The organism is Sedimentitalea nanhaiensis DSM 24252, from assembly GCF_000473225.1.
Lineage (GTDB): Bacteria > Pseudomonadota > Alphaproteobacteria > Rhodobacterales > Rhodobacteraceae > Sedimentitalea > Sedimentitalea nanhaiensis.
The window spans coordinates 228,718-240,371 of the sequence record NZ_KI421509.1 but is presented as its reverse complement, the minus strand read 5'-3'; the positions used below and the strand labels follow the sequence as shown (position 1 = coordinate 240,371).

Here is an 11,654-nt window from a genome sequence, read left to right as displayed (position 1 = left end):
GGCGCGGAATATTTGTGCTCTCGTTGACCTGCCTTGCCTGGATGGGCCTGCTGTTTGACCGAACAGCTCTGTCGCTGGCCAGCGGCATCACGACGATGGCGGTGCCCGGTTTTGCGCTGATGCCGCACATGGCACGGGTCAAAGACCGCATGTCGCTCTAGCGCCTGTATCTACAAGCATATTCCGGTTATAATGCCGCGTCTTCGGAGGCTCGACATGCAGGAATATTATGACCTCGGCACCCACAGCTGCCGCGTTACCACCCGGTCCGAGCAGGCCCAGACATGGTTTGATCGCGGGCTGGTCTGGACCTATGGCTACAATCACGAAGAAGCGGTCGCCTGTTTTCAGCGGGCGCTGGAACATGACGCCGATTGCGCCATGGCCCATTGGGGCGTCGCTTATGCGGGCGGGCCCAACTACAACATGCCGTGGGAGCTGTTTGACGAGGCAGGCCGGGCCAAGGCGCTGGCGCTGGCCTATGACGCGACCCAGGCGGCGCTGAACCTCGCGCAGGGGTGCACGCCGGTGGAGCAGGCTTTGATCGCGGCCCTGCCCGCGCGGTATCCCCAGCGCGAACTCCACGCCGATATGCAGGTCTGGAACCAACATTTTGCCGACGCCATGCGCGCGGCGTTTGCGGGTTGTCCGGATCATCTGGATCTGCGGACCATCTATGTGGAAGCGCTTTTGAATCTGACGCCGTGGAAGATGTGGGATCTGGCCAGTGGCGCGCCTGCGCAGGGAGCAGCGACGCTGGAGGCCCAGCAGGTGCTGGAAAGCGCCATGGCCGATCAGCCCGGCGCGATGACGCATCCGGGTCTGTTACATCTGTATGTGCACCTGATGGAAATGTCACCTTTTCCTGAGAAGGCGTTGAAGGCAGGAGATGTTTTGCGCACGCTGGTACCGGATGCAGGTCATCTGGTACATATGCCGACCCATATCGACGTGCTGTGCGGGCATTATCAGAATGTGGTGCATTGGAACCGAAAGGCAGTCGAAGCCGATTTGAAATATTACCAGCGCGAAGGCGCGTTCAATATCTATACCGGCTATCGGCAGCACAACTATCACTTTGTCATCTATGGCGCTCTTTTCCTTGGACAAATGGAACCTGCGCTAGAGGCGGTGCGCGGCATGGCCGTGACCGTTCCCCAAGAGATGCTGCGGATCGAAAGCCCGCCGATGGCGGACTATTTCGAAAGCTACATGGCGATGGAGCCGCACGTCTTGATCCGGTTCGGACGCTGGGACGAGCTGATTGCGATGTCACCGCCCAAAGACCCCGAATTGTTCCGCACCCTGACGGCCACCACCCATTACGCACGGGCGCTGGCCTTGGCTGCGACCGGGCGCGTCGCCGAGGCGGAGGCCGAAGAACAGGTGTTCCTGACCGCCAAGGACCAGGTGCCAGAGAGCCGGCTTCTGCACAATAACACTGTGTGCGACCTGCTTGAAATTGCAGCTGAAATGCTGCGTGGAGAAATCGAGTACCGCAAGGAAAATTTCGCTGCCGCCTTCGATCGTCTGCGCCGGTCCGTGGCGCTGGACGACGCCTTGCCCTATGACGAGCCGTGGGGCTGGATGCAGCCTGCGCGCCACGCCTTGGGGGCACTGCTGTTTGAGCAGGGCCATGTGGCCGAGGCCGAAGCCGTGTATCGCGAGGATCTGGGCCTGGGCGGCGCGCTGTCGCGCGCCAGCATTCATCCCGATAACGTCTGGAGCCTCAAGGGCTTGCATGACTGCCTGAAAGAACGCGGCGAGGCCGTCGAGATCGTTCAGGTCAAACAACGGCTGGATCTGGCGCTGGCCCGTGCCGACCGGGCGGTGGGTGCGTCGTGTTTCTGCGCCCAGGCGGCAATGCGGGCGGCGTGCTGACGCACAGGTTAGCGAAAGCTCACCACGGCCTGGCCGCCCCTGGCGCGAACCTGCCGCAAACCCCATGTTAACAAGGCTGGACCGGCCAAACCCTGCATGTGGCTTCCGGTGCATATCCTGTACATACCGCGTACATACGCGGGTCTGCCCCCGGCAGGGTTAACCGCGCCTACGGTGCCAACGGGAAGGCCTGAAGGATGATCAGGGAGGCGGGGTCACCGGCCGGGACCGATGACCGCCAGAGGCTTATTCGGTGACGTAATCCAGTTTGATCTGGGCCAGACCGCCCGCGATGTTCAGACCCTTTTGGTCCTGCACGCTGAACGGTTGCAGCGTCAGATTGTTGCCGACGCTGAACAGCGCGTTGGCCCCGACACCGCCGGCCACGGTGGCCTCGGCGGTGACGCCGTCATATTTGCCGGCCAGCGCACCCGCGTCCGCCTTGCCCGACGGGGCCAGCACGGCCCATTTGATATGGCTTTCCTTGGTCACGCCGATGTCGACGCCGATCTTGGTGACGCGCCCGGTGTATTTTTCGGTGCCGCCGTCCTTGCGCTCGAAGGTGCAGGTCATGTCTTTTTTCGACCCCAGCAACAGGCCGACACCGCCTTCGACGGTGCATTCGAGCATGCCGATCTGGGTGTTCTTGTCATCGGCCGTTGCGGCGGTGGCCAAGCCGAGCGCGGTGACCGCGACGGCACTGGCCAGCGCGGTGCGGGTCAGTTGGAAAACATTGGTCATGGTCGCTCCTGTCGGTTGAAATGATACGCCACATTAGCGTCAGCCGGTCGATGTTCAATGTCTGCTTGCACGGCGCAGAGGATTTCTTCAGGCAGGCGATTTGCCGCCCGTTGCGGCCCTGGCTTTGGCCTGCTTGCGGGCCTGAACGAGTTTTTCCACAAGGTCGCGGGCAAGAGCAAAGGCCCCTTTGATCTTGTCGCTTTCCTTGCTCCAGTCGCGGCGCACGACGATCTTGTTGTCCTTGACCTTGGCCAGCCCGTTCTGATCCTGAATGAACTGCACCAACCCTTCGGGGCTGGCGAATTTGTCATTGTGGAACTGGATCGTCGCGCCCTTGGGACCGCCGTCGAGCTTGGCAATGCCGGCGCGCTTGCACATCGCCTTGATGCGCACCACCAGCAGCAGGGTGTTGACCTCGCGCGGGAGTTTACCAAAGCGGTCGATCAGCTCGGCGGCGAAACCTTCGAGTTCGACCTTGGTGCTCAGGCTGGACAGGCGGCGGTAGAGACCAAGGCGCACGTCCAGATCGGGCACATAGGCCTCGGGGATCAGCACCGGTACACCGAGATTGATCTGCGGTGCCCATTGGTCGTCGGCCTCGCTCAGCCCTTCCATCTGACCCGAGCGGATCTTGGCGATCGCCTCTTGGAGCATGGATTGATAGAGTTCGTAGCCGACGTCGCGCATCTGGCCCGACTGTTCCTCGCCCAGCAGGTTGCCGGCGCCGCGAATGTCCAGATCCTGCGACGCGAGGGTAAAGCCCGCGCCGAGGGTGTCGAGCGACCCCAGCACACGCAGGCGTTTTTCGGCCGTTGCGGTCAGCCTGGCGCGCGGCCTGGTGGTGAGATACGCATAGGCACGGGTCTTGCTGCGCCCCACCCGGCCCCGGATCTGGTAAAGCTGCGCCAGTCCGAACATGTCGGCGCGGTGGATCACCATGGTATTGGCGGTCGGGATGTCCAGCCCGGATTCGACGATGGTGGTGGCCAGCAGCACATCGTATTTTCCGTCGTAAAAGGCATTCATGCGGTCGTCGAGTTCGCCTGCCGCCATCTGGCCATGGGCGACGATGACGCTGACTTCGGGAACCTGATCCTTGAGGAACTCTTCGATGTCAGCCAGATCGGTGATGCGCGGCACGACATAGAACGATTGCCCGCCGCGATAATGTTCGCGCAGCAGCGCCTCGCGGATGGTGACGGCGTCAAATTCGCTGACATAGGTGCGGATCGCCAGCCGGTCGACCGGCGGCGTGCCGATGATCGACAGGTCGCGCACGCCGGACAGCGACAGTTGCAGGGTGCGCGGGATCGGCGTGGCGGTCAGGGTCAGCACGTGGATGTCGCTGCGCAGCGCCTTGAGCCGTTCCTTGTGGGTGACGCCGAAATGCTGTTCTTCGTCGATGATCAACAGGCCGAGGTTCTGAAACCGGACGCCTTTGGCCAACAGGGCATGGGTGCCGATCACGATGTCCACGGTGCCCTTGGCCATGCCGTCACGCGTCAGTTGCGCATCCTTGGCGGACACAAAGCGCGACAGTTGCCGCACCTGAAAGGGAAAGCCACGGAAGCGGTCCGCGAAGCTGGCGTAGTGCTGGCGCGCCAGCAGGGTCGTGGGGGCGATGATGGCGACCTGTACGCCGGACATGGCGGCGACAAAGGCGGCGCGCATGGCAACCTCGGTCTTGCCGAACCCCACATCGCCGCAGATCAGCCGGTCCATCGGCTGGCCGCTGGACATGTCGCCCAGAACGTCGGCGATGGCCCCCAGTTGATCGTCGGTTTCCTGATACGGAAAACGGGCGGAAAAGGCCTCCCACGCGTGGTGCTCGGGTTCCAGGACCGGTGCCCGGCGCAGGGCGCGTTCGGCGGCCACCCGGATCAGGCGGTCGGCCATCTCGCGGATGCGTTCCTTGAGCCTGGCCTTTTTGGCCTGCCATGCGCCGCCGCCCAGTTTGTCCAGCAGACCCTCTTCGTGGCCATAGCGCGACAGCAGTTCGATGTTTTCGACCGGCAGATACAGCCGCGCGGACTCGGCATATTCCAGGCTGAGGCATTCGTGGGCGGCCCCGGCGGCGGTGATCACCTCCATCCCCTGATAGCGCCCGATGCCGTGGTCCACATGCACCACCAGATCGCCGGGCGACAGGGATTGGGTTTCGGTCAGGAAGTTTTCGGCCTTGCGGCGTTTGCGCGCCCTGCGGATCAGCCGGTCCCCCAGCACATCCTGTTCGGCGATAACGGTGAGAGTCCTGTGTTGGCCTACCGTTTCGCTGCTTGAGGCCAGTGGCCCCTGAAACCCGTGCTCCAGTGCCCAGACCGCCAGGTGCAGACCGCGTTTGCCGATGCGGGTGGCATTGGCGATGGCGATGGTTTCGGCCAGCCCTTCGTCTTCGATCAGCCCCGCCAGACGTTCGCGCGCGCCTTCGGAATAGGAGGCGATGACCACCGGCCCCTGCTGCATCCGGGCGCGGATGTGGTCGGCCAGCGCACCGAACAGGCTGATCTGTTCCTGCTGGCGTTCGGGGGCGAAATTGCGCCCGATGCGCCCGCCCGCGTCGATCACACCGGGGCCGGTGGCCTGGGGCAGCGGGTTGAACTGTAACACGCGGCGGTCGGCGACGGCGGCGGTCCAGGCGGCATCGTCCAGATACAGCAGGTCGGGCGGTGCGGGTTTGTAGACGCTGTCGATACGCGCCTTGGCCTGCATCGCCAGTTTGCGGGTCTCGTATTGATCGGCGATGCTGTCCCAGCGCGACAGGCGCGACGCGGTGACCTGATCGTCCAGCGACACCGGCACGCCGGGCAGATAGTCGAACAGGGTTTCCAGCCGGTCATGAAAGAACGGCAGCCAGTGTTCGATACCCTGATGCTTGCGCCCGGCGCTGACCGCCTCGTAGAGCGGATCGTCGGTGCCCGCCGCGCCGAATTCGATGCGGTAGTTCTGCCGGAAGCGGGTGATTGCGGCGTCGTCCAGAATGACCTCGGACACCGGAGCCAGTTCTATCATGTCGAGCTTTTCGGTGGTGCGCTGGGTACCGGCGTCAAAGCGGCGCGCCCCGTCCAGCACATCGCCGAACAGGTCCAGCCGCACCGGGCCGGTGTCGCCGGGGGGATAGATGTCGATGATGCCACCACGGATGGCATAGTCACCCGGCTCCATCACGGTCGGACTTTGGGAAAAGCCCATGCGCACCAGAAACTGGCGCAACGCGGTCTCGTTCATGCGGCTGCCGACGCGGGCGGTGAACGCCGCCTCGCGCAGCACCGCGCGCGCGGGGACACGCTGGGTGGCCGCATTCAGCGTGGTCAGCAGCACAAAGCGCGTCGGCATCTGATGCACCAGCGCGGCCAGCGTCGCCATCCGCGCCGCCGAGATATCGGCATTGGGCGACACCCGGTCATAAGGCAGGCAGTCCCAGCCCGGAAAGGTCAGCACCGGCATGTCCGGTGCAAAGAACGCCAGAGCCGCGCGCAGGGCGGCCATACGTTTGTCATCGCGCGCCACATGCAGGACCGGCGCGTCGCTTTTGGCGATCTCGTTCAGGATCAGCCGCGCATCGAACCCTTCGGGCGCGCCGCTGACGGTGATATGTCCGGATGCGGTCATCTGGATGTCCCTGTATTGGTCAGGTTTCGGTTCAGCCGCCCAGAACGCCGATGGTCAGGTTCTGATACATGCCCCACATCGCGGTGACAAAGATCGACAGCGCACCGATCAGCTGCGTGTACAGGCGATGGCGTCCCAGACGCTTGTGCAGCAGCTCGCCGCGCGCGTCCTCGCTTTCGATCAGCTTGGCGGTCGACAGCGACAGGGCACCGACGATCGACAACGGAAAGGCCAGCAGCAGCACCGCCTGAGCGAATTCGACCCGGTACCAGAAGGCCAGCATCGCCAGCCCCGACAGCAGGAAGCACGACAGACCCAGCAGCCACAGCCCCGACACGCGGGCGATATAAAGCAGACGGTTGACGTTGATACGGGCCAGGTCTTCGAGGTCGATTGCAGCCTGTCCGCCGACACGACGGGCGCGCTGGACCATGTCGTATGGCACGCCCAGGGTCCAGTGCGTTGCCGAGGACCACGCCACCGCAAGAACGATCCAGAACCACAGGTTCGAGAAGGACCGCATGTCGATCAGTTCAAAAACAGAGTTGTACCAATCCAACCGTTCTGCCCTTATTACTCTTGTTTGTCCGGCTGCGGTAATATGCAAGCCGTTGATCCCCTTGAAGGGCACGGCTTTCCATGCCACCCAATAGCCGATTGTTCAAGGAGCGCCCGCGATGAAACCTACAGTTGCCCCCTTTCCTGCGGCCCGTTTGCGACGCACGCGCCAATCCCCGGCGATCCGCGGGCTGGTGCGGCAGAACACATTGGCCAAAGAGGACCTGATCTGGCCGGTGTTCGTGCGCGCCGGCGAAGGGATCGAGGAACCGGTACCGTCCATGCCCGGGGTGATGCGGCGCAGTGTCGACAAGGTGGTGGTGGCAGCGCGCGAGGCGGTCGATCTGGGCATTCCGGCGATCTGCGTCTTTCCCTATACCGGTCTGGACGAGCGCACCGAGGATTGCGCCGGGGCCTGGGACCCGGACAATCACGCCAACCGGGCGATCCGCGCCATCAAGGCGGCGGTGCCGGAGCTGGCGGTCATGACCGATGTGGCGCTGGATACCTATAACATCAACGGCCATGACGGGTTCGTGGTGGACGGCGAGATCGTCAACGACGCCACCGTCGAGGCGCTGGTGAAAATGACGCTGGCACAGGCCGAGGCCGGAGCCGATATCATCGGGCCCAGCGACATGATGGACGGGCGCATCGAAGCGATGCGCACCGCTTTGGAAGCGGCGGGCCATCAAAATGTGATGATCCTGAGCTATGCGGCAAAATATGCCAGCGCCTTTTACGGACCGTTTCGCGATGCGGTCGGGGCCAGCGCGGCGCTGACCGGGGACAAGAACACCTATCAGATGGACCCGGCCAATTCGGACGAGGCGCTGCGCCTGGTCGAACGCGACCTGCGCGAGGGCGCGGACATGGTGATGGTCAAACCCGGCCTGCCCTCTCTGGACATCTGCCGGCGGGTCAAGGACACGTTTGGCGCACCGACATTTGCCTATCAGGTCAGCGGTGAATATGCGATGATACAAGCGGCTGCGCAGCAGGGATGGATCGATGGCGAGCGGGTGATGCTGGAAAGCCTGATGGCGTTCAAACGCGCCGGATGCGACGGCATTCTGACCTATTTCGCGCCACAGGTCGCGCGGCTGTTGGCACGCTGACGCAATTCGGCTGGTGGCTGACGCCCAGATCGCGGCCTGCCGCCAAAGGCGCGACCGCCATATGTGGTGTAGGGTCTCGCAGGGGAAAGCCGCAACGCAATCGGCGGAGCCTTGCCCGCACTTTGGCTGTTGGTGTCTTGGGCGATGGGATTTTGGTAACCTTTTGCTGACATCAAAAAGGCCCATGGCCGGGGTCTTTGTGGTAGCGGGTTGAGCGATGAGCGGTATTGGTAATGCGACGCGATATGTTTCCGCCTCGGGAGATGCGGGGATCGACGGCATTCTGGGCGACCGGGCGTGGGATGACGCCGCCCTGCTGATCGGCGCGCCCCCGACGCCGGATGTCTATTCGGGCGGCTATGGCTCGGGCGAAGACAGCGGTCATGTGCAGGCCACCGCGGAGATGACCGCGATGATGCAACGCAGTCTGGACCGTCAGGCGGGATCGGCGGCGGATGACGGGTTTTCGCTGGAGGGGTTCACCGGACAGACGGTTCAGCAAAGCACGGCGGCGTCGGCCCATATCCGGATCGCGCAGACCGATGACGACCCGTTCGGCTATGGCACCGCCTGGGCCTATTACCCGTCGACGGGCGCGGCCAGTGGCGATGTGTGGTTCAGCACCGTCAGCTATGACTATACCTACCCGGTGGCCGGGAATTATGCCTATGTGACGATGGTTCACGAACTGGGCCACGCGCTGGGTCTGGAACACGGGCACCTCACCGGCAGCTATGGCACCGTGCCGACATCGCAGGATTCGATGGAATACACGGTGATGACCTATCGGTCGTATATCGGAGCGTCGCCGGGGAATTACAGCAACGAGACCTGGGGGTATGCGCAAAGCTGGATGATGCTGGACATTGCCGCATTGCAGCACATGTATGGCGCGAATTTCACCACCAACAGCGGCGATACGGTGTATAAATGGTCACCGGGTTCGGGGGCCACACTGGTCAATGGCGGCATCGGTATCGACCCCGGCGCAAATCGCATTTTCGCCACGGTCTGGGACGGCGGCGGAACGGATACCTTTGACCTGAGCGCTTACGCGACAGCGCTGGATATCGACCTGGCACCGGGGGCGGCATCGGTGTTTGACAGCGCACAGCTGGCGCGGCTGGGGCCGGGCGAATACGCCCGGGGCAATATCTATAATGCGCTGCTGTACCAGGGCGACACCCGGTCGCTGATCGAACATGCCACCGGCGGGACGGGCGACGATCGCATGTCGGGCAATCAGGCCGACAACCGGTTGCGCGGGGGCGATGGCAACGACACGCTGATGGGCCAGGCGGGCAACGATACGCTGATGGGCCAGCGCGACGACGATATCCTGTATGGCAACGCCGGCAACGACACGCTGAAAGGCAACGGTGGCAACGACACCCTTTATGGCAATGGCGACGACGATCTGCTGATCGGACATGGCGGTCACGACAGCCTTTACGGTCAGGATGGCAACGATGTATTGCGCGGCATCGCCGGGCAGGACACGCTGGATGGTGGCACCGGCGACGACCGGCTGTTCGGCAATGGCGGCGCGGACACGCTGTCGGGCGGCGCAGGGCAGGACAAGCTGTTCGGGGCCGCAGGCTTTGACATGCTTTACGGCGAGGCTGGCAATGACCAGCTGACCGGGGGGCGCGGGGCGGACCAGATGACTGGCGGGGACGGTGCGGATGTCTTTCGTTTTGTCGCCGTCAACGACAGCCCGGTCGGAGGCGGCATCGACACGATCCTGGATTTCACCCCCGGCAGCGACCGGATTGACCTGAGCGGTCTTGCCGCCACGCCGCTTGGCTTTCAGGGCTTTGGCAACCATTCCGGCAGCGCGCCCGACGTGATCCTGCAGCATGTCAGCGGCGACACACGCATTCTGGCGGATCTGGATGGCGACGCGCAGAGCGATCTGCGCATCGACCTGTCCGGTGTGCTGACCCTGAGCGGGGCGGATTTCATATTCTGACCTCGCAATCATGGCATGTTGAACCTTCAGTGAACACACGCATACAGGTCGCAACCGGGGTATGAGCAGCAACAACACGCCAATTCAGGTCGCTTGGGTCGTGACAGCTGTGCGTTTCAAGGGTATATATTGCGTCAAGGCCGGAAAATACGGCCATATCAGGCACGATTACAGGCAAATCAGAACATGAGCAGCACACCCAAAATCCAAACCAGAATTCCCGCGCCCGGACTGTCGCCCTCACCGCTGACGCGGCGCGGTTTTGCGCTGACCGCTCTTGCAGGCGTGGCCGTCACGGCTGGCTGCAACAATGGCATCGGCAGCAGTGGCGCCGCCACTATCGATGCGCGCGTCGATGCAACCCTCAACCAGATGTACAGCCAGTATCCCAACACCGTGGAACTGGCCCAGAAGTCGACCGGCATGCTGGTGATGCCGCTGGTCACCGAGGCCGGATTCGGTTTTGGCGGCGGCTATGGGCGCGGCGCCTTGCGGGTCAATGGGGTCACCGTGGACTATTATTCCAACACCAAGGCCAGCGCCGGGTTCCAGATCGGGGCCAAGCAATACGCCCATGTTCTGTTCTTCATGACCCAGGACGCGCTGGAAGGGTTCCGCCGCTCCAGCGGTTGGACCGCCGGTGCCGAGATCGACTATGTGGTGACGGATTTTGGCGAATCCGCCTCGACAGACACCAACCTGTTGAACACACCGGTGCTGGCGGCTGTCTTTGGCCAGGCCGGGCTGTATGCCGGGGCGTCGCTGGAAGGCGCAAAATACAACCGCATCATTCCCTGAACAGGAATGGCCGTATCTCAATGAGATACGGCCATTTGTTCACCCAATCCCGCGATCAGGTCAGCGCGCGCAGACGCTTGATCAGGCTGGAGGTATCCCAGCGCCCGCCGCCCATCTGCTGAACATCCTTGTAAAACTGGTCGACCAATGCCGTAACCGGCAGGCTGGCCCCGGTTTCATCCGCCGTATCCAGGCAGATTCCCAGATCCTTGCGCATCCAGTCCACCGCAAAACCATGTTCGAACTGGTCGTCAATCATGGTTTCGTAGCGGTTTGACATCTGCCAGCTGCCCGCCGCGCCCTGACTGATCACTTCGACCACGGCGCGCCCGTCCAGCCCGGCCTTGTCGGCAAAATGAAGCGCCTCGGACAGCCCCTGCACCAGCCCGGCAATGGCGATCTGGTTGCACATCTTGGCCATTTGGCCGGCCCCTGAGTCGCCGATGCGGCGACAGATCCGCGCATAGGCCGCGATGATCGGTTCGACCCGTGCATAGGCTTCGGCGTCGCCACCGCACATCACCGACAGCACCGCGTTTTCCGCCCCCGCCTGCCCGCCCGAGATCGGCGCGTCGACAAAGCTGAGCCGCGCGGCTTGAGCGGCGGCATATAATTCGCGGGTGACCCTGGCCGACACCGTGGTGTGATCGACAAAAACCGCCCCGTCCGGCATGCCCGCAAACGCGCCGTCGTCGCCCAGGCACACGCTGCGCAGATCGTCATCGTTGCCCACGCAGGCCATCACGATTTCGGCCCCATCCGCCGCTGCGCGCGGTGTTTTCGCATAATCGCCGCCATGTTGGCTGGCCCAGTCGCGGGCCTTGGCCGTGGTGCGGTTATAGACGGTTACATCGTGCCCTGCGGCCCGCAAATGTCCGGCCATCGGGAATCCCATGACCCCAAGACCCAAAAATGCCAGTTTCGCCATGTGCTTTTCCTTCGATCCCGCGTAAAACAGACTGGGAGACAGATAGCAG

Annotated in this window: 9 protein-coding genes; 5 read left to right on the top strand and 4 right to left on the bottom strand. The window is 63.2% G+C overall.

Annotated elements, in window-relative coordinates; all coding sequences use genetic code 11:
- Nucleotides 1-14: 14 nt before the first annotated feature.
- Entirely contained in the window at nt 15-161 is a 147-nt protein-coding gene (locus tag NANH_RS28315; protein ID WP_154665556.1) for a hypothetical protein, read from the top strand.
- 55 nt (nt 162-216) lie between these two features.
- The gene (locus tag NANH_RS0102740; RefSeq protein ID WP_027260665.1) at nt 217-1,881 is read left to right on the top strand and encodes a hypothetical protein; all 1,665 of its coding nucleotides are present in this window, start codon (nt 217-219) and stop codon (nt 1,879-1,881) included.
- A 246-nt stretch (nt 1,882-2,127) separates the two neighbouring features.
- Here NANH_RS0102740 and NANH_RS0102735 read toward each other — a convergent pair whose 3' ends face one another.
- From NANH_RS0102735 to NANH_RS0102725, 3 genes are all read right to left on the bottom strand, one after another.
- On the bottom strand, nt 2,128-2,622 hold the full coding sequence (locus NANH_RS0102735; protein ID WP_036049303.1) for a DUF992 domain-containing protein: 495 nt from the start codon (nt 2,620-2,622) through the stop codon (nt 2,128-2,130).
- Nucleotides 2,623-2,709: 87 nt separating this feature from the next.
- Entirely contained in the window at nt 2,710-6,231 is a 3,522-nt protein-coding gene (gene mfd / locus NANH_RS0102730) for a transcription-repair coupling factor (protein WP_027260663.1), read from the bottom strand.
- A 31-nt stretch (nt 6,232-6,262) separates the two neighbouring features.
- A complete protein-coding gene (locus NANH_RS0102725) occupies nt 6,263-6,790 on the bottom strand; it encodes a hypothetical protein (RefSeq protein ID WP_027260662.1) in 528 nt (175 codons plus the stop codon).
- Between the two features lie 118 nt (nt 6,791-6,908).
- Here NANH_RS0102725 and hemB point away from each other — a divergent pair, with 118 nt between their 5' ends.
- From hemB to NANH_RS0102710, 3 genes are all read left to right on the top strand, one after another.
- Nucleotides 6,909-7,907 (top strand): porphobilinogen synthase, encoded by a 999-nt coding sequence (gene hemB / locus NANH_RS0102720; RefSeq protein ID WP_027260661.1) that lies wholly within the window; start codon nt 6,909-6,911, stop codon nt 7,905-7,907.
- A 217-nt stretch (nt 7,908-8,124) separates the two neighbouring features.
- Nucleotides 8,125-9,879, top strand: a complete 1,755-nt coding sequence (locus tag NANH_RS0102715) for a M10 family metallopeptidase C-terminal domain-containing protein (RefSeq protein WP_036049300.1) — start codon at nt 8,125-8,127, stop codon at nt 9,877-9,879.
- A 186-nt stretch (nt 9,880-10,065) separates the two neighbouring features.
- Nucleotides 10,066-10,677, top strand: coding sequence for a lipid-binding SYLF domain-containing protein (locus tag NANH_RS0102710; RefSeq protein ID WP_051372209.1), 612 nt, complete (start codon nt 10,066-10,068; stop codon nt 10,675-10,677).
- A 55-nt stretch (nt 10,678-10,732) separates the two neighbouring features.
- Here NANH_RS0102710 and NANH_RS0102705 read toward each other — a convergent pair whose 3' ends face one another.
- Nucleotides 10,733-11,605 (bottom strand): NAD(P)-dependent oxidoreductase, encoded by an 873-nt coding sequence (locus NANH_RS0102705; RefSeq protein ID WP_027260658.1) that lies wholly within the window; start codon nt 11,603-11,605, stop codon nt 10,733-10,735.
- Nucleotides 11,606-11,654 lie beyond the last annotated feature (49 nt).